The sequence below is a fragment of the Kytococcus aerolatus genome, from assembly GCF_900187395.1.
GTDB classification, from domain to species: Bacteria; Actinomycetota; Actinomycetes; order Actinomycetales; family Dermatophilaceae; genus Kytococcus; species Kytococcus aerolatus.
The window spans coordinates 396,059-422,083 of the sequence record NZ_FYEZ01000001.1; the positions used below are offsets into that span (position 1 = coordinate 396,059).

The following is a 26,025-nucleotide window of genomic DNA, read 5'->3' on the forward strand; positions in this document are numbered from 1 at the left end:
CCAGCCGGCCGGGCGCCCTGTGGACGGTCCGGTTCAGAAGATCGCGCTCTGCACCACGCCCAGCAGGAGGCTGGTGCCCAGTGCCAGCACGAGGAAGCCCAGGTCGAGACTCACCGCGCCCAGGTTGAGCGGCGGCAGCACCCGGCGCAGGGCGCTCAGCGGCGGGTCGGTGACCGTGTAGGCCCCCTCGGCGAGGACCAGCGCCGCACCGGAGGGGCGCCACCGCGGCGCGTAGCCCTGCACCCAGCTGAACACCAGGCGCACCAGGAGCGCCACCAGGAAGCAGAAGAGCACCAGGTGGAGCAGTGCCAGCAGGACCGGCACGGTCAGTGGTCCGAGGCGCCGGTCGGGTCGCCCTGGCCGCCCTCGGTCTCCACGCCCTCGGGGGAGAGCAGGAAGACCTTGTTCGTCACCCGGTCGATCGAGCCGTGCAGGCCGAAGACCAGACCGGCGGCGAAGTCCACCAGGCGCTTGGCGTCACCGTCGGAGAGATCGGTGAGGTTCATGATCACCGGGACGCCCTCACGGAAGGACTCCCCGATGAGGCGCGCCTCGTTGAAGGTGGCGGGGTGGATGGTCGTGATGCGGTGGATGCCGCCCATGGGAACTCCTGCTGCTCGGCGGGACTCGGGTCGTCGGGTGTGCTCGGGGGTCGGGGCCGCACGGCGGACCGGGGCGGGTGCCCGGCGGGCGGGGCGCTCGTCGATCTCGTCGTCCTCCCCCAGCGCATGGGCACCCCGGTCGTCACCGCGGCCGTCACCGCGGGGCCCCGGGGCGACGGGGGCCTCGTCCAGGTCCTCGCGCTCGTCGTACTCGTCGTACCCCTCGTACTCGTCGTACTCGCCCTCGGGGCGGCGCTCGCGCTCGTCGATCTCGCTGAAGCCCAACAGCTCCATCGTCCTGTTGAAGACACCTGCCATGGCTGCTCCTCGTGCGCACTCGCGCGGATCGACTGCTCGTCTGGACGCGCCCCGCAGAGGCGTCACCGGCTCCGAAGGTTATCCCAGTGCCGGACGGCTCCCGAGGATCGCCGAGCCGACACGGACGTGTGTCGCCCCCGCCGCGACGGCCTGCTCCAGGTCGCCCGACATCCCCGCCGACCGCCAGGTGGCCCCGGGGTGAGCTGCCAGGAGCTCCTCGTGCCACCGGGCCAGGAGCCCGAAGGCCTCGGCAGGATCGACCGACCGCGGGGCGACGGTCATCACTCCGCGGAGCTCGAGCCCCTCGGCCTGCGCGACCCGGTCGGCAAGCGCGAGCAGATCCCCACGCCCCACACCCCCACGGACGTCCTCCTCCGGGTCCACCGCCACGCCGAGTCCCTCCCGCAGGTCGGCCTGCACGCAGACCCCCAGCACCCTGCCCTCGCGCTGGGCCGCGGCGGCCAGCCGGTCCACGATCTTCGCCCGGTCCACGGACTGGACCACGCGGGCGACCCGGGCCACGTGACCGTCCTTCTTCGACTGCAGCTGTCCGACGAAGTGCAGCCGCACGTCCGCGGGCACCGCCCGCCCCTCGGCCGCGAGGAGGGCCGGCCACCGCTCCCACTTCGCAGTGGCCTCCTGCTCGCGGTTCTCCCCCAGGTCCCGCACCCCCAGGTCCACGAGGCGGGCCACGTCGTCGGCCCCGAAGAACTTCGACACCACCACCAGCGCCACCTCGTCCTCCGCGCGGTCGGCGGCCCTGCAGGCGGCGGCGATGCGCCCGCGGACCTCCTCCAGGCGCCCGGCGAGCTCCCGGTGGCGTGCGTCGTCCAGGATCGAGACCATCAGGCACCCACCCCGCTCGGCGCCACCAGCCGGACCGCCCCGGCGAACCGTCCCGTGGCCGTGGGACTGCCGTCCCGGCGGTGGCTGAAGAGGTCCTCCTCCTCGAGGGTGCACTCCTGCACCCAGTGACGCAGGAGCACGTCCTCGCGGACCAGCTGCTCGACCACCGTGGTCGCCACGTCGATCGAGGGGGTGCCCCAGGCCGTGCGCCCGCCGCAGGTGGGCTCGGCGGCCATGGCCTCGGCCCGCATCCGCTCCGGCACCTCGTAGCAGCGACCGCAGACCGAGGGGCCCACGACGGCCTCCAGGTCCGTCGCGCCCCGCGCGCGCAGGGCGGCGACCGTGGCCGGGACCACCCCGGCCAGCATCCCCGGACGTCCCGCGTGCGCCACCGCGAGCAGCCCGCGGCGACGGTCGACGAGCAGCACCGGCGTGCAGTCGGCCACCACGACGACCGCGGCCCCCGGCTCGAGCCCCCCACCGTGACGGCCGACGGCGTCCAGGACGAGCCCGTCCCCCTCGGGCAGCATGTGCGAGCCGGCCGGCACGTGCCGGCTGGCGTCGGCGTCCAGGACGCGGACCGTCGCACCGTGCACCTGGTGCATCCAGTGCAGGTCCTCCGCCCCCACCCCGAGACCGGCCGCGAGGATGCGCCGGTGGCGGGCGACCCGGACCGGGTCGTCGCCCACGTGGTCGCCGAGGTTGAAACCCGCCAGGGAACCTGCTCCGGGGAAGTGGTCGACCGCCCGCCGGGTGAAGAGCCACTCCACCCCCCAGAGGTCGTCGACCGCAGGCAGGGACTCGTGCCACCAGACGGGAGTCCGGGGGCCGCGCGGGGCAGGGGTGGGCGTCACGGGGACCTCACGGGATCGGGGACGGGTCCGACCCATTGTCACCCCCACGCCTCCGGCGCCCTCCGGGAGCATGCGCAGGGGCCCGGTGGACACGTGGTCCACCGGGCCCCTGCGCGGCCTCCGCCGGACCGGTCGTCACCGACCGTCCCGGCGGGCGGTCACTTGAGGAAGTCCGGGACGTCCAGGTCCTGCCGCCGCTGCTGGGGCGCCTGACGCTGCGCCGGCTGGGTACCGGGGACCTGCCGCTGCGGGGCGGGGCGCTGGGCCTGCGGGGCGGCCTGCTGGGCCGGCTTGCGCTGCGCCTGCTGCTGCGGCGCAGGGCGCTGGGCCTGCTGCTGCGGGGCGGGACGCTGCACGGCCGGACGCGACTGGGGGGCGACGCCCCCGCCCAGGTGACCACCCTGGCCGGCCACGTGCCCGCCGGGCTCCTGCTCGTCCTTGCGGGGCAGCGGCTCGCCACCGTCGAAGCCCGCGGCGATGACGGTGACGCGCACCTCGTCGCCGAGCGAGTCGTCGATGACCGTGCCGAAGATGACGTTGGCCTCGGGGTGCGCGGCCTCCTGGACCAGACGGGCGGCCTCGTTGATCTCGAACAGGCCGAGGTCGGAGCCACCCTGGACCGAGAGCAGGACGCCGTAGGCGCCGTCGATGCTGGCCTCCAGCAGCGGGCTGGAGATGGCCAGCTCGGCCGCCTCCACCGCGCGGTGCTCGCCGCGGGCCGAGCCGATGCCCATGAGGGCCGAGCCGGCGCCCTGCATGACGGACTTCACGTCGGCGAAGTCGAGGTTGATCAGACCCGGCGTGGTGATGAGGTCGGTGATGCCCTGGACACCCGAGAGGAGCACCTGGTCGGCCGAGTGGAAGGCGTCGAGCATCGTGACGGCCTTGTCGCTGATCGAGAGCAGACGGTCGTTCGGGATGACGATGAGGGTGTCGACCTCCTCGCGGAGGGCACCGATGCCCGACTCGGCCTGGTTGGCCCGGCGGCGCCCCTCGAAGGTGAACGGCCGGGTGACGACACCGATCGTCAGGGCACCCAGCGAGCGGGCGATCCGGGCCACGACCGGCGCACCACCGGTGCCGGTGCCGCCACCCTCACCGGCGGTCACGAACACCATGTCGGCCCCCTTGAGGACCTCCTCGATCTCGGCCTCGTGGTCCTCGGCGGCCTGGCGGCCCACCTCCGGGTCGGCGCCCGCCCCCAGACCACGGGTCAGCTCCCGGCCCACGTCGAGCTTCACGTCGGCGTCGCTCATGAGGAGCGCCTGCGCATCGGTGTTGATGGCGATGAACTCGACGCCCTTGAGGCCGACCTCGATCATGCGGTTGATGGCGTTGACGCCACCGCCGCCGATCCCGACGACCTTGATGACGGCCAGGTAGTTCTGCGGGTTTGCCATGGAGGGGTGGCCTTTCCTGTACTCGAGTTCGGGTGCCGCGGGACCGTGACGTGACCGGCACGCCGCCCCAACGCTCTACATGAGGGTAACTCTCTGCGCCGCACAGCCGGCGCCCGGGGTGAAGCGGGTGCAGGAGATGCAGCGGTTGCCGACCGAGGGTATGTTGCCGGCGGCGCACACACCACTCTGAGGTTTCACTTGAGGGTTACTCGCACCGCGGCCCCCGCTCCCCCTGTCAGGGACGGACGACGACCTGGCCGGGCTGGGAGGCGTCCAGCGTCGCCCCCGGCTCGGGCGGCTGCTCCTCCAGCACCGCCCGCACGCTCTTCTCCTGCTCCCGGACGGCGTCCGCATCCACTCCGTCGCCCCAGATGACGACGTGGCTGTCCGGCAGGAGCGTGATCAGCCCCGACTCGCTCACCCGGAACTCCCGGACCTGCTCCCGGGTCTCCCCGGAGAGGGCCCGCAGGGCCGGCAGCGCGCGCCGCAGGGCGGACCGGTACTCGCGCTCCGGCAGACCGGGGGCGGGCTCGATGACGGGCGTCCCCGCGGCCCGCTCGTCCAGGTCGATGATGCGTCGCCCCGAGACGTCGAGCACCCGCCAGGCCCCGTCGCGCTCCACCTGGGCGACCGGCTCGCTGAGGACGACCCGGACCTCCACGGTGCGGGACCAGCCACGACCGACCTCCGCCGACCGGACACCGGGGAGCTCCTCGAGCCGGCGCTTCGCGGCGCCGGGGTCGAGCTCCACCACCCGGTCCCCCAGGCCGATGCCCGCCTGCTCCCGGACCTTCTTCGGCGACGCGAGCTGCTCCCGCCACCCGGCCGCGCCCTCCGGGGCCTCGACCTCCACCTCGACCGCGCGCACGGTCCACAGGTCGGTCCGGTGGGCCAGCCAGAGCCCACCGGCCACGAGCACAGCCAGCAGCAGCGGCAGGACCCACCACCAGCGCCGGGCACCGCGCGGGGCGCCCGGCTCGGGCACCACGCGCCGACGCACGCCGGGATCCCGGCTCACCGGGCCTGACCGAGGGCCTCGAGGACCGGACCGGCCGCCGTCGTGATGCTGCCCGCCCCCACGAGCAGCACGAGATCACCGGGCCGCGCCAGCTCCGCGACCGCGGCGGGCAGCTCGTCCAGGGAGCCCAGGTCCTGCCGACCGGTGGTGAGCAGGTCGCCGATGAGCGCCGACCCGACCCCCTCGATCGGCTCCTCGCGGGCACCGAAGACCGGCAGCAGGAGCACGTGGTCGGCGGCGTCCAGCCCGGCGGCGAAGCCCGCGGCGAAGTCCCGGGTGCGGGAGTAGAGATGGGGCTGGAAGGCCACGACGACCCGGCGCCCCTGCTCGTGGGCCAGCGCGGCCCCGGTGGCGACCACGGCGTGCACCTTGTCGGCGTTGTGCGCGTAGTCGTCGACCACCACGACCCCTCCGGCCTCACCCCGGACCTGGAACCGCCGGGAGGCACCCCCGAAGGCGCGCAGCCCCTCCAGCACCGGCTCCGCGGGCCGCGGCGCGGGATCCGCTGCGGCATGGACCGCCACCGCGTAGGCGGCCGCTGCGTTGAGCAGGTTGTGCCGCCCCGGAACAGTCAACTTCAAGTCAAGGGTGACACCTGAGATCCGGTCCTGCAGCACGCATTCCCACTCCATCCCCTGGTGGTTCGGGTGGGACAGGAGCAGCTCGGGTCCCCCCGGTCCGGCCTCGGCGGAGTGGTCCTCGAAGCCGTAGCCGAGGACTCGGAGGCGATCGCGCTGACGATCGGCGGCGGTCCGGGCACCCGGGTCGTCGGTGCAGACCACGAGGGTCCCCCCGTCGGGCACGGTGTCGAGGAACTCGTCGTAGGCCCGCTGCACGGTGGCGTAGTCCCCGTAGAGGTCCAGGTGGTCGGGGCGCACGTTGGTGAGCACGGCCACCTCCGGGCGGTAGCCCACGAAGGAGCCGTCCGACTCGTCCCCCTCGATGACGAACTCCGGAGCCGTCCCCGGCTCGGCGTTGAGCCCGGTGTCGGCCAGCGCCGCCCCGATGGCATACCCGCAGTCCCGCCCACCGGCCCGCAGCGCCGCCGTCACCAGCGCCGAGGTGGAGGTCTTGCCGTTGGCCCCGGCCACGACCACGCGCCGCCGCCCCTGTGTGGCCAGGGTGATCGCCTGCGCCTGGTGGAGCACCGGCAGCCCCCGACGACGCGCCTCCTGCAGCTCGGGGACCTCCTCCTTCGTGGCCGAGGAGACCACGACGGCGTCCGCGTCGGCCACCCGCGCCGGGTCCCAGCCCACCTGCGCGTCGATGCCCGCCGCACGGAGCTCAGCCAGGACCGGCAGGTCCGCCGGGTCGGACCCGCTCACGGCCACCCCCCGCGCCGCCAGCAGACGCGCCGCCCGGGAGACCCCGGAGCCGGCGACGTTCAGCAGGTGCACCCGGCGGGCCTCCGACAGGTCGGGCAGCTCCGCGCGGAAGTCGAAACGGGTCGGGATCCCGGCGATGGTGCCGCCGGCGGGGATGGCGCTCATCGCACGGCCCCCTCGATCATCGTCACGAGGTCCGCGGCGGCCCGGCCGGACCCCACCGAGGCGGCCCCGCGGGCCATCGCTCCCAGCTGGGCACGGTCCTTCACCAGCGTCGCCAGCTCCCCGCGCACCCAGTCGGCCGTCACCTCCTCGTCGGACACGATCCGCCCTCCCCCGGCCTCGACGACGTCGACGGCGTTGCGGCGCTGCTCCCCGTTGCCGATGGGCAGCGGCACGTAGACCGCGGGCAGACCGACCGTGGCCAGCTCGCACACGGTGTTCGCCCCGGCGCGGCAGACGACGAGATCGGCGGCGGCGTACGCCAGGTCCATCCGGTCGCAGTACTCGCGCACCACGTAGCGGGCCCCGGTGCCCTCGTGGAAGACCCCCTCCCCGAGGGCCTCGGGGAGCTTGCCCCGCCCGGTGAGGTGCAGGACCTGGATCCCGGCCCCGACCAGGTCCGGCGCGGCCTCGGCGAAGGCCGCGTTCAGGCGGGCCGCCCCCAGCGAGCCGCCGGTGACGAGGAGGACGGGCAGGTGCTCCGAGAGGCCGAACTCCGCCAGCGCCTCGGTGCGCAGGCCCGCCCGGTCCAGCTCGGTGATCTCCCGACGCAGCGGCATGCCGAGCACCCGGGAGCCCCGCAGCCGGGTCTGCTCGAAGGTGGTGGCCACGTGCGGGGTGAACCGCGCCCCGAGCTTGTTGGCCAGACCGGCGACCGAGTTCTGCTCGTGGATGACCACCGGCAGCTTCCGGGAGCGCGCCGCCAGGTAGGCGGGGGTCGAGACGTACCCGCCGAAGCCGACGACCACCTGGGCGTCCACCTCGTCGAGGACCGCCCCGGCCTTCCGGATGGCCTGCGTGAGGCGCCCCGGCATCATGAGCGCGGCCGGGCTCGGGCGGCGGGGGAAGGGCACCTTGGGGATGGTGCGCAGGTCCAGACCCCGCTCCGGGACGAGGCGGGCCTCCAGCCCCTCGGCGGTGCCCAGCACCGTCAGCCGGACTCCGGGGTGGCGCTCGGCCAGCAGATCGGCGGTCGCCAGCAGGGGGGAGACGTGGCCGGCGGTCCCGCCTCCGGCGAGGACGACGGAGGTCAACGAGGTCATGCACTGCTCCCGTGTTCGTCAGGGCCCGGACGGGCCGGGGCTCGGTCGGGTCATTCTCCCACTCGGGACGGGCGGGCGCGCGGAGCCGGGGCCCGGCGCGCGGAACGGCCCCCCGTCGAGCCGGCGCGGGCCCGACCACCGCGGCCCCGGCGCGGCGGACGCGACTGCTCCCGGGCGAAGGCGAGCAACACCCCGGCCGCACCGAGGGCCGCCACCAGGGCCGAACCACCCGAGGAGACGAAGGGGAGCGGCACGCCGATGATCGGCAGCAGGCCGATGACCGACCCGATGTTGATGAGCGCCTGTCCCAGCAGCCAGGCCATGATCCCGGCGGTGGCGATGCGGACGAAGGGGTCCCGGGTGCCGGCGATGACCCGGTAGCCGACCCACCCGATGACCAGGAAGGCCAGGAGCACGAAGGTGGCCCCCACCATGCCCAGCTCCTCGCCGATCACGGCGTAGATGAAGTCGTTGTGGGGCTCGGGCAGGTAGAACCACTTCTCGCGGCTCGCGCCGAGGCCCACGCCCCACCAGCCGCCGTCGGCCAGGGCGTACTCGCCGTGCACCTTCTGGTAGCAGGCCTCCTCCTGGGGGCCGGCGCAGCCGTTGAGCCAGACCGCGATGCGCCCCATGCGGTTGGCCGAGGTCAGGGCCAGCACGGTGGCCATGACCCCGGCCGCCCCGAGCGCGGCGACGAACCACCACAGCGAGGCCCCGGCCACCCAGAGCATGCCGATGACGATGGCGGTGATGACCAGCCCGGACCCCAGGTCGCGCCCGCCGAGGACCAGCCCCAGGGCCACCAGCGCCACCGGCACGATGAAGGGCACGATGAGGTGGAGGGCCTCCCCCAGCCGCTTGATCTTGTGGGCCAGCAGGTGGGCGCCGCCCAGCACGAGGCCCAGCTTGAGCAGCTCCGAGGGCTGGAGGGTCTGGCTGCCCAGCAGGATCCAGTTCCGGTTGCCCTTGTAGTCGATGCCCAGCGGGGAGAAGACCAGCGCCTGCAGGACGATCGTCACCGCCAGCGCGGGCAGGGCGAGCCGCCGGATCCACACCACCGGCAGGAGGGCCAGGACGAGGGCTCCGGCCAGACCCAGTCCGGCGAAGACCAGCTGCTTGCGGAGCTCCGAGTAGCTGGACCCCGACTCGGCGTAGGCCGTCACCGACGAGGCCGAGAGCACCATGACCAGTCCGAGGGCGAGGAGGACGAGCGGGGTCGCCGCCGCGACCCTCGTGACGGTGCTGGGCCGGGCCAGGACCTCGGCCGCGCGCTCCCGGAGGGTCGGCTCGGGCTCAGGCATCGGCGGGCGGGTCCTCGTGGAGTCGTCGGACCTCCGCCGCGAAGAGCTCCCCCCGGCGGCCGTAGCTGCCGAACATGTCGATCGAGGCGGCCGCCGGGGAGAGGAGCACCACGTCACCCGGGCGGGCGTGCCCGGCGGCGGCGGCCACGGCCTCCCGCATGGCGGTCTCGGGCTCGGTGGTCGTGATCCGGTCCACCGGGACGTCAGGCGCGTGGCGAGCCAGCGCCGCCGCCAGGACCTCGGCGTCCTTGCCGAGCAGCGCCACGGCGCGCAGTCGTCCGGCCACACCGGCAACGAGCTCGTCGACCTCCGCACCCTTGAGATCTCCCCCGGCCACCCAGACGATGGACTCGGCCGAGCCCATGGCCGCGGCGGCGGCGTGCGGGTTGGTCGCCTTGGAGTCGTCCACCCAGGCGATCCCCCGGTCCCGGAGCACCGGCTCCATCCGGTGCGGGTCGGCCCGGAAGGCGCGCAGCCCGGCCCGGACGGCCGCGGGGCTCACCCCGTGGGCCCGCGCCAGGGCAGCCGCGGCCAGCGCGTTGGCAACCAGGTGCGGCGCCGGGGCGAGGCCCTCCCGGGTCAGGTCGGCCAGACCCCCCAGCTCGGCGGCGGCGTGCGCCCGGTCCTCGACGAAGGCGCGGTCGGCGAGCACGTCCTCGACCAGTCCGAGCTCGGAGAGCCCCGGGGCGCCCAGGCCGAAGCCGATCGCCCGGCAGCCCTCGACGACATCGGCCTGCTCCACCAGACGGCGGGTGACCGGGTCGTCGATGTTGTAGACCGCGGCCACCTGCGCGTTGTGGTGGATCCGGCCCTTGTCGCCCGCGTAGTGCTCGATCGACCCGTGCCAGTCCACGTGGTCGGCGGCGATGTTGAGCACCACCGAGGCCTGCGGCGAGACGGTCCAGGTGTGGTGCAGCTGGAAGCTCGAGAGCTCCACCACGACGGCTCCCCAGGGAGTCGGGTCGAGCACGGCCTCCATGACCGGCTTGCCCACGTTGCCGGCGGCGACGGCGCGCTCGCCGTGTGCCTCCAGCATGGCCACGAGCATGCGGACCACGGTGGTCTTGCCGTTCGTCCCGGTCACGCAGAGCCACGGCGCGGCGCCCTCCCGGGGACGCAGCCGCCAGGCCAGCTCGACCTCGCTCCAGACGGGCACCCCCCCTTCCCGGGCGGCCGTCAGCAGGGCCGAGCTCGGCGGGAGCCCAGGGGAGGTCACGAGCAGCTCCGTGCCGTGCTCGGCGAGCAGCTCGGCCGCCCGCTCCCCGTCTGCCTCGAACCAGGCGGCGCCCTCGGCCCCGGTGAGGAGATCGGCGCCGAGGATGTCCAGCAGGCGGGCCCGCTCCTCGAGCTCGGAGCCCTCCTGCGGCTCCTGCCGCTCCACCACCCGGACGACGGCGTCCTGCTCCAGCAGGCCGTCCGCGGCGGCGAAGCCGCTCACGCCCAGCCCCAGCACGAGCACGCGCAGCCCCGACCAGTCGGCCTCCCGGCAGGTGAGGGAGCCCTCCCGCGGCTCGGGCACCTCGAACGAGCTCTCGATCGGTTCGAGGGCCGGCATCAGCGCACCAGCCAGTCGGCGTAGAAGAGCGCCATGCCGACGCCGACGCAGAGGCCACCGAGGATCCAGAAGCGGATGACGATGTTCACCTCCGGCCAGCCCAGCATCTCGAAGTGGTGGTGGATGGGGGTCATCTTGAACACGCGCTTGCCGGTGCTCTTGAAGGAGGCCACCTGGATCATCACCGAGAGCGTCTCCAGGACGAACACCCCGGCGATGACCACGACGAGCAGCTCGGTGCGGCTGACGATCGCCACACCGGCCAGGGCGGCACCGATGGCCAGCGAGCCGGTGTCCCCCATGAAGATCTTGGCCGGGGAGGCGTTCCACCAGAGGAAGCCGATGCAGGCTCCGGCGATGGCCGCGCAGATGATCGCCAGGTCCAGCGGGTCACGGACCTCGTAGCAGCCCGGGGCGTCGGTGCCTCCGCAGTGCTGGGAGAACTGGAAGAAGGTCATGAGCGTGTAGGCCGCGAACACGATCGCCGAGAGGCCGGTCAGCAGACCGTCCAGGCCGTCGGTGAGATTCGTGCCGTTCGACATCCCGGCGATGATGAGGTTCGCCCACAGGACGAAGGCGATCGTGCCGCCGACCCCGCCGAGGACCGCGAGGTCCAGCGGCACGTCGCGAGCCCACGAGATCGCCGTGCTGGCCGGGGTCTGCCCGTACGCGTCGGGGCGCTGCAGCGCGGCCACCGCGAAGATCGTGGCGATGGAGAACTGCCCCAGGAGCTTCTGCCCGGAGGTCAGCCCGAGATTGTGCTTGCGCGCGATCTTCAGGTAGTCGTCGGCGAAGCCGATGGCCCCCATGCCGAGCATCAGGAAGATCACCAGCAGGGCCGACCAGGAGGGCATCCGCCAGAGCGCCAGGTGGGCGGCGACCCAGCCGAGGAAGGCCCCGGTGAGGATGACGAAACCACCCATCGTGGGGGTCCCGAGCTTCACGTGGTGCGAGGTGGGCCCGTCCTCGCGGATGTACTGCCCGTAGCGCTTGGCCTGAAGGTAGCGGATGAACGCGGGCATCCCGGTGAGGACGACCACGAGCGCGACCGCGGCGCCGACGACGACCCCGATCACGGCATCATCCCCGCCACGAGGTCACCCAGGACGCGCATGCCCGAGTCCCGGGATGACTTGAACAGCACGACGTCCCCGGGGCGCAGTCGCTCGTTGAGCATCGTCCGGGCCTCCTCCGAATCCTTGGCGGTCAACAGCTCCGGCCCATCCTGCCCTGCCTCGGCGGTGGCCTCGCGCACCCCGTCGGCGATCGGCGCGGCGACCTCGCCGACCACCAGGACGACGTCCGTCCCGGTGGCCACGGCGTGGCGGCCGACGGCTGCGTGGTGCGCCGCCGACTCCGGACCGAGCTCCAGCATGCCACCGAGCACTGCCCAGGTGCGGCGACCGTGGGCCATGTCACGCACCGCCTCGAGAGCGGCCCGCATCGACTCGGGGTTCGCGTTGTAGCCGTCGTTCACGACGGTCACGTCGTCGGCGCGCTGGGTGACCTCCATCCGCCACCGGCTCAGCGCGGTCGCCTCGGCGAGGGCGGCGACCGCCTGCGCGGGGGCGACGCCCACGTGCCGGGCCGCGAGCAGGACGGCCAGGGCGTTGCCGGCCATGTGCGCCCCGCGCACCTGCAGCGCGACGGCGTGGCGCTCCTCCGCCCCGGGGTGCTGCGGGTCCCGCAGCGCAGCGGTGAAGCGGGCACGGCCGGACTCGTCGAGCCGCAGCTCCTCGGCCCACGCGTGGACCCGCTCGTCGGTGCGACCCCGCTCGGTGTCGAGGGAGAAGAAGGAGACCTCCCCGGAGTGGACCCGCTCGGCCATGGCGCTCACCAGCGGGTCGTCGGCGTTCAGCACCGCCAGGCCGTCGGCCGGGAGGTCCTCGACGATCGCGGCCTTGGTGTCCGCGATCCCCTGCTGGCTGCCGAAGCCCCCGAGGTGGGCCGAGCCGACGTTCAGGACGATCCCCACGCGCGGCGGGGCGATGGCGGTCAGGTAGGCGATGTGCCCCGGGCCGGAGGCCCCCATCTCGGCCACCAGGTAACGGGTGTCCCGGTCGATCCGGCACACGGTGAGCGGCACCCCGACCTCGGAGTTGTAGGACTCGATCGGGGCGACGGTGGGTGCCACGGCCCCCAGCACCTGCCCGAGGAGGTCCTTCGTGGAGGTCTTCCCCGAGGACCCTGTGACCGCGACGACGTCGAGCCCCTCGACCTCGTCGACCAGCCAGCGCGCGAGCCCGGCGAATGCGTCCTGCACGTCGTCGACCACGACGTGGTTCCCCGGGACCTCGCGCTGGGTGAGGCTCAGCACGGCACCGTTCTCCCGGGCGGCGGGGACGAAGTCGTGCCCGTCCGCCTGCTCGCCGATGCGGGCGACGTAGAGGGAGCCGGGCTCGGCGAGACGCGAGTCGGTCACCACCGATCCGGTCACGATCACCGCAGGGTCCCCGACGAGGGTTCCCCCGACCACCTCGGCGATCTGCTGCGCGGTCAGGTCGATCACTGTGTCTGCTCCTCGGGGGGACGGCTGCGGGAGGTCTGCTCGGGTCCGGTGGTGGACGGCCCATTCTCACCCGGGCCCCCACCCGACGCACCACCGGTGGTCGACGACGTGGCAGAGGGGGACTCGGAGGACTTCCTGGAGGCCTTCGACTTCTTCTGCGCCGCAACGATTTCCTGCGGGTCGAAGGAGAGCGGAGGGTGCTCGGCCGGGCGCTCGCTGGCCGGGACGCCCTCGTGCCGCAGCGCGTAGCCCATGAGCTCGGAGAACACCGGGCCGGCCACGACGCCGCCCCACGGGGACACCTCGGGCTTCTGCAGGGTGACGGTCACGACGAGCTCGGGGTCGTCCGCCGGGGCGTAGCCGGCGAACGAGGAGGTCACGCCGTCGTACCGGCGCTTCTCGGTGTCGTAGCGCTGGGCGGTGGAGGTCTTGCCGGCCACGGCGTACCCGGGCACGGCGGCCTGGGGGGCGGTGCCCTCCTCGGTGGGCACCGCGGCCAGCATCCGGGTGACGGCCCGGGCCGTGTCGGCTGACACGACCTGCTCCCCCGCGGCGGTCGGGTTCTCCTCCCAGTCGGTGCCGGGGGCTCGGCGGGCCTGCACCAGGCGCGGGTCCACCCGCACCCCGTCGTTGGCCAGGGTCTGGAAGACGCTCTGCTGCTGGATCGCGGTGGTGGAGACGCCCTGGCCGAACATCACCGTGTAGTACTGCGTGGCGCTCCAGCTCTCGGGGTCGGCGAGGATCCCGCCGGACTCGCCGGGGAAGCCCAGCCCGGAGGGCTGCCCCAGTCCGAAGGCCTCCAGGTAGTGGTGCAGGGTCTCGCGCCCCAGCCCCTCCCCGGCGAGGATGGTGCCGATGTTCGACGAGGTGGCCAGGACACCGGCGAGCGTCAGGTACTGCGTCGGGTGGTCGTGGGAGTCCTTGAACTCCTTGTCCGAGCGGGGCAGTCGGTTGGGCACGACCACTCGCGTGGCGGGAGCTGCCAGCCCCTCCTCCAGGACGGCCGCCATGGTGATGACCTTGCCCGTGGAGCCGGGCTCGAAGACCTCGGTGAAGGCCGGGTTCTGGCGCTCCGTGGGGTCCTCGACCGGACCGGTGGGGTCGAAGCCCGGGGTGGAGGCCACCGCCAGCAGGTCCCCGTTCGTCCGCTGGACGATGGCGGTGCCGGAGAGGGCCCCCATGTCCTCGACCTGCTGGGTGAGCAGCTGCTCGGCCTTGAACTGGATGTCGGCGTCGAGGGTGAGCCGCAGGTCGTCACCCGCCGCGGCCTCGACGAGGTCCATCTTCGTGGTGGCGATGCGACCACCGGCCGCGGAGCGCTGGTAGGCGATGGTGCCCGCCTCCCCGGTGAGGGTCTCCTCGTGCATCGCCTCGATGCCGCCGCTGCCCACTCCCTGCGCGTTGACCCAGCCGATGAGCGGGGCCGAGCTGGCTCCCTGGGGATAGCTCCGGACGCTGGAGGGCTCGGAGCTCACGCCGGGCAGGCGGAGCTTCTCCACCTCGCGCCAGGTGGCGGGGCGGACGTCCTTCGCGAGGTAGAGGAAGCGCCCCGGGGCCTTCTGGATGCGCTGCTGCAGGGTGTACGGGTCCAGGTCGAGGACTTCTGCCAGGGCTTCGGCCGACCCCTTGGCCCCGGGCCGGATCCCCCGCTTCTCGCTGCCCTCGAAGTCCCGGAGGAGGCCCGGGTCGGCGGTGACGTGACGGGTGGCGACGCTGCGGGCGAGCACGGTGCCGCGGGAGTCCTCGATGGTCCCCCGGGAGGCGGGGACGCGCTCGGTGACCATGCGCGAGGCGGTGGCGGTCTGGGCCAGGGCCGGGCCGTCGAGGGCCTGCAGGCGGAAGAGCTGCCCCACGAAGAGGCTCATGACGAAGGTGAGGACGACGAGCATCCAGCGCGCGCGGCGGACGGGGTGCCCCGGCGCCGCGCTGCTGGTGCGCCGGGTGCCACCCCGTCGAGCCATGTGCGGTCCTCCTGCGATCCGGTCAGCCGTCGCGACGGCTGGTGGACGACGACCTCGTGCTGCCGGCCTGCGCAGGCTCGCGCTCCGACGTCTGCTCCCGGACCGTCTTCTCCCCGGTCTTCTTCTTCCGGGTCGCCTTCGTCGCCCGCTCATTCTTCGCCGACGAGGCCTTCTCCGTCGAGCCCCGGGACGTCCGGGAGCCCGACGCCGCGCTGGAGCCCTCCGGACGGGCGGGGGCCTCGGCCCGCTCGGCCTCGCCGATGATCTCGCCCCGCTGCGGGTCCACGTACCCGACCGCGCCGGCCGGGACCATGCCCAGCGCCTCGGCCCGCCCGGCGATGCGCTCCGGCGAGCTCAGCCGGGCGACGTCGCCGGACACCGAGGAGCGACGCTCCTGGGCCGCGGTGAGCTGCTCCTGGGACTCAGCCAGCCGGAAGGCTCCCTCGCCCCGGGCCGTGTTGAGCAGCAGGGAGGCCACGAGGGCCAGGAGCACGATGGCCCCCAGGAGGACCCCGAAGGCGCCCCGCGAACAGCTCGCGACGGTGTCCTGCAGGGCACCGGCGCGACCGGCGGCGGCGTCCCGGACGCCCTGCCCCCACTCGGCGGGACGCAGGGTGGGCAGCTGGACCCGCGGACGGTCGACATCGGCGCGGTGGCGCAGGCCCCGGGGGCCGGACCAGGGTGCTGTCGTCATCGGGTCACCTCCTCCGGGTGGGTCGGGTCGAACCGGTGGGGCTGATCGGGGCGGTGGCGCGCGTCCGCTCGGCCACCCGCAGGCGGGCCGAGGAGGAGCGGCGGTTCGCGGCGACCTCGTCGGCGGTCGGCTTCTCCGCCCCGCGCGTCACCAGACGCAGCCAGGGCGCGTGCTCGGGCAGCTCCACGGGCAGGTCGGGCGGCGCGGACGAGGTGGCACCGTCGGCCATCGCCCGCTTGGTGATGCGGTCCTCCAGCGAGTGGTATGAGAGCACGGCCAGCCGACCTCCCACGGTCAGGTGGTCCAGGGCGTGGTTCACCGCCGTGGACCAGATGGACAGCTCCCGGTTCACCTCGATGCGCAGCGCCTGGAAGGTCCGCTTGGCCGGGTGCCCGCCGCTGCGCTGGGAGGCGGCCGGGACGGTGCGCTCGAGCAGCTCCACGAGCCGGGCGGACCCGTGGAAGGGCTCCACCTCGCGCTCCCGGAGGACGGCCGAGGCGATCTTCCCGGCGAAGCGCTCCTCGCCGAACTCCTTGAGGATCCGCGCCAGCTCGCCGTGCTCGGCGGTGTTGAGGATCTCCGCGGCGGTGCGTCCGGTGGTCGGGTCCATGCGCATGTCCAGGGGCGCGTCCTGCCGGTAGGAGAAGCCGCGCTCCACCTCGTCGAGCTGCAGCGAGGAGACGCCCAGGTCGTACAGGAGGGTGTCGGCCTCCCCCACCTCGTGCAGGGCGAGGGCCGCGGCCACCTCGTCGTAGGTGCCGTGGTGGGCCCGGAAGCGGCCGCCGAAGCGCTCCAGGCGCTGGCCTGCCAAGGCGATGGCCTGCGGGTCGCGGTCGATCCCGACCACCCGGGCGTGCGGGAAGCGCTCCAGCACCGCCTCGGCGTGCCCGCCCATCCCGAGCGTCCCGTCGACGTGCACCGGGTGCTCGGCGGCCTCCAAGACGGGGGCCAGCAGCTCCAGGATGCGGGGCAGCATGACCGGCACGTGGCGCTCGCTCGTGGGCACCTGCACGGTCGCGCTCGTGGGCTCGCCCTGCGGCTGGTCGGTCATCGCTCCCCCTCTCCGGTGGCTGGCTCGGTGGTCGTGCTGCTGTCGTGCGCCGGGTGTCGTGCTGGTCCGCTGCGCTCGGGCGTCCTCGGTCGGGTGGACCGGGCGATCCGGTCCCCTCCGGTCGTGGTCCGGCACCGGGGAAGGTGTGCCGGGGGCACGACGCGGCGGGGGCCGGGTCGTCCGGGCTCAGAGGAGTCCGGGGACGACCTCCTCCGACTGGTCGGAGAAGGACTGCTCCGTGGACTCCAGGTAGGCGTCCCAGGCGGCGCTGTCCCAGATCTCGGCCCGGTTGCCCGTGCCGATGACCGTGCAGTCCTTGGTGAGCCCCGCGTACTCGCGGAGGGTCGGGGGGATCGTGATCCGCCCCTGCTTGTCCGGCATCTCGTCCGAGGCGCCGGAGAGGAACACGCGCTGGAAGTCACGCACCGCCTTGCTGCTCACCGGGGTGGACTGCATGGCGGTGGCGATCCGCTCGAACTCCGCCATCGGGAACACGTAGAGACAACGCTCCTGACCGCGGGTGATGACCAGGCCGTGCGCGAGCTTGTCCCGGTACTTCGCGGGCAGGAACATCCGCCCCTTGTCGTCGAGGCGAGGCGTGTGGGTTCCGAGGAACACGGCGCTCACCTCGCTTCCTTCGGCGGTGTCGTCCGGTGGACCAGACAGTGGTGTCCAAGTGATCGCCACCCTACTCCACTTTCCCCCACTTCCCCACCCCCCGACCCACCGTCGCTCCATCGCACCCATCACGCCGCGGCATGGCGCGGAATCTGCTGCCCCCGCCCGTATCCCTCCTCCGGGCGAGGCCACCCGCCCCGCCCCCGCACACCCCGCCGGATTCCGCATGAGCACGTCCGGTGGAGCGAGGTGGAGGAGGCGAGGTGGAGGAAAGTGGGGAACGGGGTGGCGGGTGCGGGTCCGTCCGGGGTGGTGGCAGCATGGAGCCCATGTCGACACCCCTGAACGCTCGTCCGGTCTCCGAGGTCCGCGAGGGAGCGGACGCCCTGCGGCGCGCCGTCTCCTCGGTGGTGCACCTCAGCGACGAGGTCATGGACACCGTCCTGGTCACCCTCTTCGCCGGCGGGCACCTGCTCCTCCACGACGTCCCCGGGGTGGGCAAGACCACGCTGGCCCGCGCCCTGGCGACGGCCACCGGCGGGACCGTCGGGCGCATCCAGTTCACCCCCGACCTGCTCCCCGGCGACGTCACCGGGGTGAGCATCTGGCGCAACGACCGCAGCGAGTTCGAGTTCCACCCCGGCCCGGTCTTCGCGAACGTGGTGGTGGCCGACGAGATCAACCGTGCCTCGCCGAAGACGCAGTCCGCGCTGCTGGAGGCGATGGCCGAGCAGACGGTCACCGTCGACGGGGAGACCCGCGCCCTCCCCCGCCCCTTCCTCGTGATGGCCACCCAGAACCCCGTCGAGATGGAGGGCACCTACGCCCTCCCGGAGGCGCAGCGCGACCGCTTCACGTGCGAGACCTCCCTGGGCTACCCCACCCGCGCCGCCGAGATGGCGATGCTCGGCGAGCAGGCCACCGCCGACCCGCTGGCCGCCCTCCGCCCGGTGATGACCGTGGAGCAGCTGCGGGAGCTCGTGGCCGGGGCGCAGCGCGTCCACGCCTCCGAGGGCCTCCGCGGCTACGTGGTGGACCTCATCGCCGCCACCCGCGAGCACCCCGACGTGGTGCTCGGCGCGTCCCCCCGCTCCTCCCTGCAGCTGCTGCGCGCCGCCAGCGCCCACGCCGCCGTGCAGGGGCACGACGCGGTGACCCCGGACGACGTCCAGCGCGTGGCCCCCTGGGTGCTGGCCCACCGCCTGATCCTCGAGCACGACGTCGACGCCCAGCGGCTGGTGGCCCAGGTCCTGTCCTCGGTGCCGGTGCACCGTCCGGGCGCCTGACCGCCGCACCATGCCGCACCGACACGTCAGCTCCCGAGCCCACTCCCGCCAGCTCCCCGGCCTGACCCTGCGGGGCTGGGTCCTGGTCTTCGCCGGCCTCGTGATGATCGGGGTGGGTCAGTGGTTCGCCCTGGCCGATCTCACCCGGCTCGGCCTGCTCCTGCTGGTCCTGCCACTCCTCACCTGGCTCCTCGGGCTCGGCGCCAGCCGCTCCACCCAGACCCGCCTCACCGTCGAGCCCAGCGCACCGGTGGCCGGTGACGAGCTGCTGGCCCGGCTGGACACCCGTTCCTCGGCCTCCCTCCCCGGGCAACCGGTGGGGCTGCACCTGCCGGTGCACGAGACCTGGGGCGGCGCCCAGACGCTGGGCACCACCACCCTCGACGCCGAGGGCACCCAGGTGGAGGTCCCGCTGCGGCCGCTGGCCCGGGGCCGCTACGAGGTCGGACCGCTCCTCATCGACCGCTCGGACCCCTTCGGTCTGACCCACCAGGCCCTGACCCGCTCCGGCGAGCCGGTGACGGTCGCGGTCGCCCCCCGGCCGGTGGACCACCCCGCCCGCCAGCTGCAGCGCGTGGTGCGCGACTCCACGCAGCGGACCACCCGCATGCGGCCGAGCACCGACACGGTCGACGCCACGCACGTGCGCGAGTACTCCCGGGGCGACGACATCCGCCGCATCCACTGGCGCAGCTCCGCGCGCACCGGAGAGCTCATGGTGCGTCAGGACGACTCCGAGCCCCGCCCCTCGCTGGTGATCGTCCTCGACGAGGCAGCCGACTGGGGCGAGGCCCCGGCCGGCTCCAGCGGCCCCTTCCCCGCCGCCCCGGCCTTCGAGGGAGCGGTGCGGGTGGCCGCCACCCTGGCCCGCTCGGCCCAGCAGGTGGGCCTGGAGGTCCGCCTGCTCTGCACCGGGTCGCTGGCGGGCCGGGACCACGGCACCGCGGTGAAGGCCCCCCGGTTGGCCGAGCTCCTCTCCGCCGCCCGCCCCGTGGCCGACCGGCCCGAGGGCCTGGTCCTGGAGGCCACCCGCGCCGCGAGCCGCGGCTCCCACACCGTGCTCCTGACCGCGGGCACCCGGGCCGACGAGGTCGGGGAGCTCGGGGAGCGCCACCCACCCCACGGTGGGTTCGCCCTGCTCGCCCGCCCGGCCGACGAGGCGGCGGCCAACGACACCCGGGATCGCGGTGGTGCGGCCCACGCGCTGCGGCGGGGTGGGTGGCAGGTCATGGACTGGCCGGTGGACCCCGGCGCGTCCCTGACGGACGACGACGTGGTGCGGGCCATGGACCTGCTCACGCGCAGCAGCAGCCGAGGTGACCGCCGATGACGACCCCGACCCAGCCCTCCGTCTCGCAGCCCCTCGACCCGGGCGGCGCCCAGAGCGACACCGGCGACCGGCTCGACCGCTGGGAGGCGATGGAGCCCTTCTCCTCGATCGCCCTGGCCGCGCTGCTCCTGGCCACCATGTGGCCGGGCACCCGGCTCTTCTCCGCCGACGGCTGGTGGCGCGACGCCATCGTCCTGGTGCTCGGGCTCGTCACCCTGGCCGCGGTGGTCCGTGCCCTGACCCGCTCGCGCGTGGCCGGCGCCGTCACCCAGCTGGTGGGGGCGCTCGGCTACGTCCTGGTGCGCGGCGCCGGGGACAGCCTGGCGGCCGGCTTCCTGCCCACCCCCTCGACCCTCACGCACGTGGTCGACAGCTTCCGGTCGGCCGGCGAGTACCTCTCGACGGAGACGGTGCCCGTCCCCGCGCGCGAGGACCTGACGCTCCTGCTGCTCTGCGTGATCGCCGCGGTGGTCGTGCTGTCCGACGCCGGGATCCACGTGACCCGCTCCGTCCTGCTGGGCGTGGTGCCCCCGCTGCTGGTCTTCGTGACCCTGGCCGCCAACCGGGGCGAGTCCGAGCCGTGGTGGTGGTTCGTGCTCGTGGCGGTGCTCTTCGCCGGTCTGCTGGCAGCGCACCACACCGCGGAGATCTCCGCCCTGGGCGGCCCGAACAGCCGCGCCCGTCGGGCCGGGCGCGGGGCCGCCCTGGCCACCGCCGCCGCCGTCACGAGCGTCGCGGTGGTCGCCGCCCTCGCCGTGCCGAGCGTGCTGCCGGAGCGGGAGAGCGCCCACGTGGGCCGTGGTCTGGTGGACGGCGTGGACCTGGCGACGGTGGACTTCACCGACAGCCTCGACCTGCGCTCGGACCTCGCGAGCGGTGACGAACGACCGGTGATGCTCTGGCACACCGAGGAGGCCGACCCCGGTCCGCTGCGGGTCACCGCCACCTCGCGCTTCGAGGACGACCGGTGGGTGCCCATGGAGGGCCGCGGGGCCGAGGAGGTCCGCCGCGACCCGGCCGCCGTCGAGGGAGCCGCCCCCGACGCCCTGCCCGCCGTGAGCTGGCGGGACGTGCTGGAGCACGAGACCACGGACTTCGAGGTGACGGCCAACGGCATCGAGCGCCCGTTCGTCACCACGCCCTCCTTCCCGGTGGACCTGCGCTCCCCCTCCGCCGTCGTCGCCGACCCGCTCACCGACACGATCTGGGGGCAGGAGCCGGTGAACCGCTACACCGGGAGCTCGCTGCTGCCCGAGGTGCCCGAGGACCTCCCCGAGGACGAGCGGGGCCTCCCGGAGGACGCGACCGCCTCCCTCGAGGTCCCGGATGAGCTGCAGTCCACCCTCGCCGAGGTGAACGCCGAGGTGGTCCCCGCCGACGCCGCACCGCTGGACAAGGCACGCGCCATCCAGGCCCACCTGCGCAACGGCGACTTCGAGTACTCCCTCTCCGCCGGTGAGCCGCAGGAGGGCGAGTCGATGGTGCAGACCTTCTTCCGCACCAAGGAGGGTTACTGCGTCCCCTTCGCGACCGCGATGGTGATGATGGCCCGCCAGGAGGGCATCCCGGCGCGCATGGCGATGGGCCTGCTGCCCGGGGAGAAGACCTTCGGCGAGGAGATGGGTCGCGGTTCCGAGCTCGGCGACGAGCGGGTGGTCCGCCGGGCCGACGCGCACGCCTGGCCGGAGCTCTACTTCGAGGGCGTGGGGTGGCTCCGCTTCGAGCCGACCCCTTCCGACCGGGCCGGGGCCGCCCCGGGGTACTCCCAGCCGGTGGGGTCCACGGAGAGCCCCTCGCCGAGCCCGAGCGAGTCCTCCGCCTCGCCGAGCCCCTCCCCCAGCCCGAGCCCGAGCGAGTCCTCCGCCTCGCCGAGCCCGTCCCCCAGCCCGTCGTCCGCGACGAACGAGGACGATGCGCAGGAGGAGGGTGGGCGCCCGGCCTGGCTGGTGCCGCTGCTCCTGCTGCTGGGGCTGGCCGCCCTCGTGGCGCTGGGTCTGGCCTACCTGCCCTGGCGGGCCCGTCGGGCACGCGCGGCCGTCGCGGAGCGGGAGGCCGGACCGTGGTCCACCGCCTGGGAACAGCTGCGCCTGGACCTGCTCGACCGTGGGGTCGCCACGCGGGAGGTGGACTCCGTGACGCGGCAGGCCGCCGACGTGGTGGCTGCCCGGCCCGAGGCCGAGGGGGCTGCGCTGGAGCGCCTCGTCGAGGGTGTGCAGCAGGAGCGCTACGCCGCCCCGGTGGTGGACACCGAGACGGCGGAGGACGGTCCCGGCAGCAGCGCCGAGGCCGAGGCGACCCGGCAGGAGCTGGTGGAGCAGCTGGACGCCCACGAGTCGGGCGCGGCCCGGTGGCGGCGGACGCTCTTCCCCGCCTCGGCCTCCGGCTGACCCCCCGGCCCCGCCCCAACCGAGAGCAACCGGTCGACCCCACGACTGTCGTGGGGTCGACCGGTTGCTCTCGGTTGGGGCGGGGCTACCGAATCTCAGTCCAGGTAGTCGCGGAGGACCTGGGAGCGGCTCGGGTGGCGCAGCTTGGACATCGTCTTGGACTCGATCTGACGGATCCGCTCACGCGTCACGCCGTACACCCGACCGATCTCGTCCAGCGTCTTGGGCTGACCGTCGGCCAGGCCGAAGCGCATCGAGACGACACCGGCCTCACGCTCGGAGAGGGTGTCGAGCACCGAGTGCAGCTGCTCCTGCAGAAGCGTGAAGCTCACCGCGTCCGAGGGCACCACGGCCTCGGAGTCCTCGATGAGGTCACCGAACTCGGAGTCGCCGTCCTCACCCAGGGGGGTGTGCAGGGAGATCGGCTCACGGCCGTACTTCTGCACCTCGACGACCTTCTCCGGGGTCATGTCGAGCTCCTGGGCGAGCTCCTCCGGGGTGGGCTCGCGGCCCAGGTCCTGCAGCATCTGGCGCTGCACGCGGGCCAGCTTGTTGATGACCTCCACCATGTGTACCGGGATGCGGATCGTGCGCGCCTGGTCGGCCATCGCACGGGTGATCGCCTGCCGGATCCACCAGGTGGCATAGGTCGAGAACTTGTAGCCCTTGGTGTAGTCGAACTTCTCCACCGCACGGATCAGGCCGAGGTTGCCCTCCTGGATGAGGTCCAGGAAGAGCATGCCGCGCCCGGTGTAGCGCTTCGCCAGCGACACCACCAGACGCAGGTTGGCCTCCAGCAGGTGGTTCTTCGCGTTCTTGCCGTCCGAGGCGATCCACCACAGCTCACGCTTGAGCTTGGCGTCGATCTTCTCCCCGGAGTTGAGCTTCTGCTCGGCGAACAGGCCGGCCTCGATGCGCTTGGCCAGGTCCACCTCCTGCTCGGCGTTGAGCAGGGCGACCTTGCCGATCTGCTTCAGGTAGTCCTTCACCGCGTCGGCCGTGGCGCCGGCGGTGACGACCTGCTGGGCCGGGGCGTCGTCCTCGTCGTCGGCGCGCAGGACGAACCCGGTGGACTCCGACTCGGACCCGTCGCTCTTCGTGACCTTCTTGGGAGCCGCCTGCGAGATCTCGCCGGCGACGAGCTCCCGCGTGCTCTTCTCCCCCTGGGCGGCCAGCTCCTCGGCCTCGTCCTCGGCCGCGATCTCGTCGAGCTCCGGGGCGTCGGCCGCAGCGTTGCGGGCGTTCGTCTTTTTCGCCGCGCTCTTGGCGGTGGTCTTGGCGGTGGTCTTCTTCGCCGTCGACTTCGTGCCCGCCGCGGCCTTCGTGGTCTTGCGGGTGGTGCTCGCGGCCGCGGAACCGCCCGACGTGGTGGTGCTCTTGGCCGTGCTCTTCGCCGTCGTCGACTTGGCCGTGGTCGACTTCGTCGCCGTCTTGGTCGTCGCGGACTTGGCGGTCGAGGACTTCGTGGTGGTCGTCTTCGCCGTGGAGGACTTGCGCGTGGTGGAGCGGCGGCGCGTGGTGCCCTTCTGCTCCTGCGCGAGGCGGGCAGCCGTCTCCTGGTCGAAGTGCACGTCCACCCCCTGCGAGCTGAGGTTCTTCAGGAAGCGCTGCGACTGGTGCACGGTCAGGCCGGCGGTCTCGATGGCCGCCTTGACCTTGTCGGTGGAGACCTTGCCGTCCTGGACGGCTCCCTCCACGAACTCGATGAGGCCCGGCTTGTCCAGCAGCTGCTTCCCCAGGACGGCGGTGACGGGCTCGCTCACCTCGCGCTCCTGCTCGGTGCTGCTGGTGTCGGAGGTCTTGGAGGCCACGGTCTTCGGTCCTTCCGGGCGACGATGAGGGCACGACGGATCACCGCGACGAGAACATGAGGAGTCCGACCGTCAGAACGACGGAGGACGTGGCGGGGAGGGCGAACATGTCGCCCACCCGTCCCGGAGGGGACTTCCTGTCGGGTGGATCCGGTGGTGGATCCGGTGCTGGATCCGAGGAGTACACCACCATTATAAAAAACGCTCCGGGGATTGTCTCCCGGACCCCCTTGACAGACGCCGGCGAGGGGCCCCGGAACCGCTCCGGGACCCCTCGCCGAGCCGCTGCCGCACGCGGCGGGGCGGGCCTCAGGCCGCCTTGACCGCGACGACCGGGCAGGGCGCCTCGAGCAGGATGCGCTGGGCGTTGGACCCCAGGAACAGCTTGCCCACGGGCGTGCGCCGACGCAGACCGATGACGATGATCGGCTGGGCATCACCGTCCATCTCGTCCCGGGCCACCTCCACGAGGTCCTCGGCCGGCTCGTTGCCCCGGTCGAAGTCCAGTCGCTTGAGCTCGACACCGGCGTCCCGGAGGGCGTCCTCTGCGTTCTCCAGCTCCCGGACGAAGGCCCGGGTGGCGTCCGCCCCCGAACCCTTGCCGCTGCGCACGGTGTGCACGACGACCAGCGGCTCCTGGCGACGAATCGCTTCCTGCGTGCCGTGCCGCAGTGCGGCTCGCCCCTCGTCGGAGGCGATGTATCCCACGATGACAGCCATCTCAGCCCTTCCTGGATCGGGTGGTGCGCTCACCCTAGGCGCGACCGCCGGATTCCGCACCATGTCGGGCGGGATCGGTGTCCGGATCGTGACCGGGACGGGTGCCGTCCATCCGGATGCCGTGGTGGACCAGCTGCAGGACGAGTCCGGCGAGCCGGTGCGCGGGGTCGGCGCGCAGGGCCCGCTCGCACAGGTGCCGGGCCACCAGCCCGTCGCCGTGCCCCCAGGCCCACACCGCGGCCAGGCAGGCCAGGGGGGCACTCATCGACCAGGGGGTCCTGGCCAGGGCCGCACGGAGATTGCTGGTCAGGGGGTGGGCGCGCCAGCTCTCCGCCGTCGACGGGGTCTCGTGCCCGTCCACGGCCTCGGTGAGCACCTCGGAGGCCACGGCCCACACCCGCTCGTCGAGCAGGGAGGCCGGCAGGTCCTGCGGGCGCACGAAGGCGATGACCGCGTCCCGGGCCTGCACGTCGGCCAGGACGTGCAGCACCCGGGCGAGCTCCCCGTCGTCCGGTGCCCAGTCGCCCTCGACGAGCATCCGCCCCACGGCCGCGAAGGCCTCCGGCCACAGCTCCTCCGCCGGTCGGCCCGAGGTCCAGGCTGCCTCCGCCCCAGCCAGGAGCTCCTCCCCCGCGGGCCGCTCGTCCCGGACGGACCACGGTGCCAGCATCGCCTCGACGCTCCCGTGGACCACCGCCCCGGCCGCCACGAGCGCCGTGGCCGCGGCGGACTCGTGGGGCAGGGGCACCGGGGCCGGCTCACCGCAGAAGGGGTCGTCGCAGGAGCACTCCGGGACCCACCACACCCCCTCGCAGACCACCACCGGGCCCACCACCTCCCGGCCGGCGGCCCACAGCCGGTCGGCCACCTGCTCCAGCACCGGCCCCACGACCAGCAGGTCCCCCGGGTCGTCGAGATAGACCACCAGGGAGGTGGGGCCCGCCGGCGGCTCGGGCAGCCCCGCCCGGACCGCGCCCAGGAGGCCGACCGCCGCCTCCAGGGGGTCCTCCCCCAGGGCCAGCGGGTCATCCGGCAGCGGGACCCGCTGCAGGGCGACGTGGCCGCTGGGCGTGGGGCTCAGGAGCACCGCCGCGCGAGCGGGTTCGAAGCCCAGCAGCAGCGGCACCACGGCCAGCAGGTCGGGGACGTCTCGGACTCTCGTTGTCGTCGTCAT

At 73.7% G+C, this 26,025-nt stretch carries 22 protein-coding genes; 3 read left to right on the forward strand and 19 right to left on the reverse strand.

Features of this window, described 5'->3' with window-relative positions; all coding sequences use genetic code 11:
* Nucleotides 1–33 precede the first annotated feature (33 nt).
* From CFT82_RS01855 to mraZ, 16 genes are all read right to left on the reverse strand, one after another.
* On the reverse strand, nucleotides 34–324 hold the full coding sequence (locus tag CFT82_RS01855; protein ID WP_088817391.1) for a YggT family protein: 291 nt from the start codon (nucleotides 322–324) through the stop codon (nucleotides 34–36).
* Nucleotides 325–326: 2 nt separating this feature from the next.
* A complete protein-coding gene (locus CFT82_RS01860) occupies nucleotides 327–920 on the reverse strand; it encodes a cell division protein SepF (RefSeq protein ID WP_088817392.1) in 594 nt (197 codons plus the stop codon).
* 78 nt (nucleotides 921–998) lie between these two features.
* Nucleotides 999–1,766 carry a YggS family pyridoxal phosphate-dependent enzyme gene (locus tag CFT82_RS01865; protein WP_088817393.1) on the reverse strand — a complete coding sequence of 256 codons (768 nt, stop codon included), beginning with the start codon at nucleotides 1,764–1,766 and terminating at the stop codon, nucleotides 999–1,001.
* On the reverse strand, nucleotides 1,766–2,620 hold the full coding sequence (locus CFT82_RS01870) for a polyphenol oxidase family protein (protein WP_234994227.1): 855 nt from the start codon (nucleotides 2,618–2,620) through the stop codon (nucleotides 1,766–1,768). Before CFT82_RS01870 ends, CFT82_RS01865 begins: the two co-directional genes overlap by 1 nt.
* A 158-nt stretch (nucleotides 2,621–2,778) precedes the next feature.
* Nucleotides 2,779–4,020 (reverse strand): cell division protein FtsZ, encoded by a 1,242-nt coding sequence (ftsZ, locus tag CFT82_RS01875; RefSeq protein ID WP_088817394.1) that lies wholly within the window; start codon nucleotides 4,018–4,020, stop codon nucleotides 2,779–2,781.
* Between the two features lie 235 nt (nucleotides 4,021–4,255).
* Complete coding sequence (locus CFT82_RS01880) at nucleotides 4,256–5,020, reverse strand: cell division protein FtsQ/DivIB (protein WP_159461817.1); 765 nt, start codon at nucleotides 5,018–5,020, stop codon at nucleotides 4,256–4,258.
* 14 nt (nucleotides 5,021–5,034) lie between these two features.
* Entirely contained in the window at nucleotides 5,035–6,528 is a 1,494-nt protein-coding gene (gene murC / locus CFT82_RS01885) for a UDP-N-acetylmuramate--L-alanine ligase (protein ID WP_088817396.1), read from the reverse strand.
* Nucleotides 6,525–7,628, reverse strand: a complete 1,104-nt coding sequence (gene murG, locus CFT82_RS01890) for an undecaprenyldiphospho-muramoylpentapeptide beta-N-acetylglucosaminyltransferase (RefSeq protein WP_088817397.1) — start codon at nucleotides 7,626–7,628, stop codon at nucleotides 6,525–6,527. The genes murC and murG overlap by 4 nt, the downstream gene beginning before the upstream one ends.
* 50 nt (nucleotides 7,629–7,678) lie before the next feature.
* A complete protein-coding gene (ftsW, locus tag CFT82_RS01895) occupies nucleotides 7,679–8,929 on the reverse strand; it encodes a putative lipid II flippase FtsW (RefSeq protein WP_088817398.1) in 1,251 nt (416 codons plus the stop codon).
* Nucleotides 8,922–10,484, reverse strand: a complete 1,563-nt coding sequence (gene murD / locus CFT82_RS01900) for a UDP-N-acetylmuramoyl-L-alanine--D-glutamate ligase (protein WP_088817399.1) — start codon at nucleotides 10,482–10,484, stop codon at nucleotides 8,922–8,924. Before murD ends, ftsW begins: the two co-directional genes overlap by 8 nt.
* Nucleotides 10,484–11,560 (reverse strand): phospho-N-acetylmuramoyl-pentapeptide-transferase, encoded by a 1,077-nt coding sequence (mraY, locus tag CFT82_RS01905; protein ID WP_088817400.1) that lies wholly within the window; start codon nucleotides 11,558–11,560, stop codon nucleotides 10,484–10,486. The genes murD and mraY overlap by 1 nt, the downstream gene beginning before the upstream one ends.
* Nucleotides 11,557–12,993, reverse strand: a complete 1,437-nt coding sequence (locus CFT82_RS01910) for a UDP-N-acetylmuramoyl-tripeptide--D-alanyl-D-alanine ligase (protein WP_088817401.1) — start codon at nucleotides 12,991–12,993, stop codon at nucleotides 11,557–11,559. The genes mraY and CFT82_RS01910 overlap by 4 nt, the downstream gene beginning before the upstream one ends.
* Nucleotides 12,990–14,954 (reverse strand): peptidoglycan D,D-transpeptidase FtsI family protein, encoded by a 1,965-nt coding sequence (locus tag CFT82_RS01915; protein ID WP_159461818.1) that lies wholly within the window; start codon nucleotides 14,952–14,954, stop codon nucleotides 12,990–12,992. The genes CFT82_RS01910 and CFT82_RS01915 overlap by 4 nt, the downstream gene beginning before the upstream one ends.
* Nucleotides 14,955–14,976: 22 nt before the next feature.
* Nucleotides 14,977–15,648: a hypothetical protein gene (locus tag CFT82_RS11625; protein ID WP_159461819.1), complete on the reverse strand. Its 672-nt coding sequence runs from the start codon at nucleotides 15,646–15,648 to the stop codon at nucleotides 14,977–14,979.
* Nucleotides 15,649–15,652: 4 nt separating this feature from the next.
* A complete protein-coding gene (rsmH, locus tag CFT82_RS01920) occupies nucleotides 15,653–16,699 on the reverse strand; it encodes a 16S rRNA (cytosine(1402)-N(4))-methyltransferase RsmH (protein ID WP_088817403.1) in 1,047 nt (348 codons plus the stop codon).
* Nucleotides 16,700–16,885: 186 nt separating this feature from the next.
* Nucleotides 16,886–17,317 (reverse strand): division/cell wall cluster transcriptional repressor MraZ, encoded by a 432-nt coding sequence (gene mraZ, locus CFT82_RS01925; protein ID WP_088817404.1) that lies wholly within the window; start codon nucleotides 17,315–17,317, stop codon nucleotides 16,886–16,888.
* Nucleotides 17,318–17,646: 329 nt separating this feature from the next.
* Between mraZ and CFT82_RS01930 the strand changes: the two genes are divergently transcribed.
* From CFT82_RS01930 to CFT82_RS01940, 3 genes are read left to right on the forward strand one after another with little or no spacing between them, the layout of a single operon-like run.
* Entirely contained in the window at nucleotides 17,647–18,603 is a 957-nt protein-coding gene (locus tag CFT82_RS01930) for an AAA family ATPase (protein ID WP_088818272.1), read from the forward strand.
* A gap of 10 nt (nucleotides 18,604–18,613) precedes the next feature.
* Complete coding sequence (locus CFT82_RS01935) at nucleotides 18,614–19,933, forward strand: DUF58 domain-containing protein (protein ID WP_088817405.1); 1,320 nt, start codon at nucleotides 18,614–18,616, stop codon at nucleotides 19,931–19,933.
* Nucleotides 19,930–22,320, forward strand: a complete 2,391-nt coding sequence (locus tag CFT82_RS01940; protein ID WP_088817406.1) for a transglutaminase family protein — start codon at nucleotides 19,930–19,932, stop codon at nucleotides 22,318–22,320. The genes CFT82_RS01935 and CFT82_RS01940 overlap by 4 nt, the downstream gene beginning before the upstream one ends.
* Before the next feature lie 95 nt (nucleotides 22,321–22,415).
* Here CFT82_RS01940 and CFT82_RS01945 read toward each other — a convergent pair whose 3' ends face one another.
* The 3 genes from CFT82_RS01945 to CFT82_RS01955 all read right to left on the reverse strand — a co-directional run bounded on the left by CFT82_RS01945 (nucleotide 22,416) and on the right by CFT82_RS01955 (nucleotide 26,025).
* Entirely contained in the window at nucleotides 22,416–24,047 is a 1,632-nt protein-coding gene (locus tag CFT82_RS01945; protein ID WP_088818273.1) for an RNA polymerase sigma factor, read from the reverse strand.
* A 393-nt stretch (nucleotides 24,048–24,440) separates the two neighbouring features.
* The gene (locus CFT82_RS01950; RefSeq protein WP_088817407.1) at nucleotides 24,441–24,851 is read right to left on the reverse strand and encodes a universal stress protein; all 411 of its coding nucleotides are present in this window, start codon (nucleotides 24,849–24,851) and stop codon (nucleotides 24,441–24,443) included.
* Between the two features lie 34 nt (nucleotides 24,852–24,885).
* Entirely contained in the window at nucleotides 24,886–26,025 is a 1,140-nt protein-coding gene (locus CFT82_RS01955) for a DUF4192 family protein (protein WP_088817408.1), read from the reverse strand.

Excerpts from the sequence above, each read along its gene's own strand:
- CFT82_RS01935 (WP_088817405.1), top strand. The coding sequence starts at position 18,614 with ATGCCGCACCGACACGTCAGCTCCCGAGCCCACTCCCGCCAGCTCCCC.
- murG (WP_088817397.1), bottom strand. The coding sequence starts at position 7,628 with ATGACCTCGTTGACCTCCGTCGTCCTCGCCGGAGGCGGGACCGCCGGC.
- CFT82_RS11625 (WP_159461819.1), bottom strand. The coding sequence starts at position 15,648 with ATGACGACAGCACCCTGGTCCGGCCCCCGGGGCCTGCGCCACCGCGCC.
- CFT82_RS01915 (WP_159461818.1), bottom strand. The coding sequence starts at position 14,954 with ATGGCTCGACGGGGTGGCACCCGGCGCACCAGCAGCGCGGCGCCGGGG.
- ftsZ (WP_088817394.1), bottom strand. The coding sequence starts at position 4,020 with ATGGCAAACCCGCAGAACTACCTGGCCGTCATCAAGGTCGTCGGGATC.
- CFT82_RS01865 (WP_088817393.1), bottom strand. The coding sequence starts at position 1,766 with ATGGTCTCGATCCTGGACGACGCACGCCACCGGGAGCTCGCCGGGCGC.
- ftsW (WP_088817398.1), bottom strand. The coding sequence starts at position 8,929 with ATGCCTGAGCCCGAGCCGACCCTCCGGGAGCGCGCGGCCGAGGTCCTG.
- CFT82_RS01860 (WP_088817392.1), bottom strand. The coding sequence starts at position 920 with ATGGCAGGTGTCTTCAACAGGACGATGGAGCTGTTGGGCTTCAGCGAG.
- CFT82_RS01955 (WP_088817408.1), bottom strand. The coding sequence starts at position 26,025 with ATGACGACGACAACGAGAGTCCGAGACGTCCCCGACCTGCTGGCCGTG.
- murD (WP_088817399.1), bottom strand. The coding sequence starts at position 10,484 with ATGCCGGCCCTCGAACCGATCGAGAGCTCGTTCGAGGTGCCCGAGCCG.
- CFT82_RS01950 (WP_088817407.1), bottom strand. The coding sequence starts at position 24,851 with ATGGCTGTCATCGTGGGATACATCGCCTCCGACGAGGGGCGAGCCGCA.
- rsmH (WP_088817403.1), bottom strand. The coding sequence starts at position 16,699 with ATGACCGACCAGCCGCAGGGCGAGCCCACGAGCGCGACCGTGCAGGTG.
- CFT82_RS01930 (WP_088818272.1), top strand. The coding sequence starts at position 17,647 with ATGTCGACACCCCTGAACGCTCGTCCGGTCTCCGAGGTCCGCGAGGGA.
- CFT82_RS01940 (WP_088817406.1), top strand. The coding sequence starts at position 19,930 with ATGACGACCCCGACCCAGCCCTCCGTCTCGCAGCCCCTCGACCCGGGC.
- murC (WP_088817396.1), bottom strand. The coding sequence starts at position 6,528 with ATGAGCGCCATCCCCGCCGGCGGCACCATCGCCGGGATCCCGACCCGT.